Origin of the sequence: Companilactobacillus paralimentarius DSM 13238 = JCM 10415 (genome assembly GCF_001434985.1) — a bacterium.
GTDB lineage: Bacteria > Bacillota > Bacilli > Lactobacillales > Lactobacillaceae > Companilactobacillus > Companilactobacillus paralimentarius.
The window spans coordinates 1-468 of sequence record NZ_AZES01000153.1 but is presented as its reverse complement, the minus strand read 5'-3'; the positions used below and the strand labels follow the sequence as shown (position 1 = coordinate 468).

Sequence of the window (468 nt, the reverse complement as noted above, 5' to 3'; positions counted from 1 at the left end):
TCCACTGGACACTAGAACCTAAATCTAGCGCGTCTGCCAATTCCGCCACACCCGCATGGTGTGTATATATGTTGCAAATGAGCCGTGACAGGTTCGAACTGTCGACCCTCTGATTAAAAGTCAGATGCTCTACCAACTGAGCTAACGGCTCATGATGAATGGAGGATACAGGGATCGAACCTGTGACCTCCTGCTTGTAAGGCAGATGCTCTCCCAGCTGAGCTAATCCTCCATCATGAAACAGCGTAGCAACTACCTATCCTCGCGGGTAGTTTCCCACCAACTACTTTCGACGTGGAGAAGCTTAACTTCTGTGTTCGGCATGGGAACAGGTGTATCCTTCTCGCTATCGTCACTACACTATTTGGTAACTCGTACCTTCAAAACTAGATATTAAGATTATGAATTAAAGTTGAAACACTTCAAACTGCTGTAAACTCTTACTCGGTTAAGTCCTCGATCTATTAG

The 468-nt window shown here is 45.7% G+C and carries 2 tRNA genes and 1 rRNA gene; all 3 read right to left on the bottom strand.

Annotated elements, in window-relative coordinates:
- Positions 1–78: 78 nt before the first annotated feature.
- Positions 79–151 (bottom strand) — tRNA-Lys (locus FD33_RS11335).
- An 8-nt stretch (positions 152–159) separates the two neighbouring features.
- Positions 160–232: transfer RNA gene (locus FD33_RS11330), tRNA-Val, on the bottom strand.
- Between the two features lie 11 nt (positions 233–243).
- Positions 244–360 (bottom strand): 5S ribosomal RNA (gene rrf, locus FD33_RS11325).
- Between the last annotated feature and the right edge of the window lie 108 nt (positions 361–468).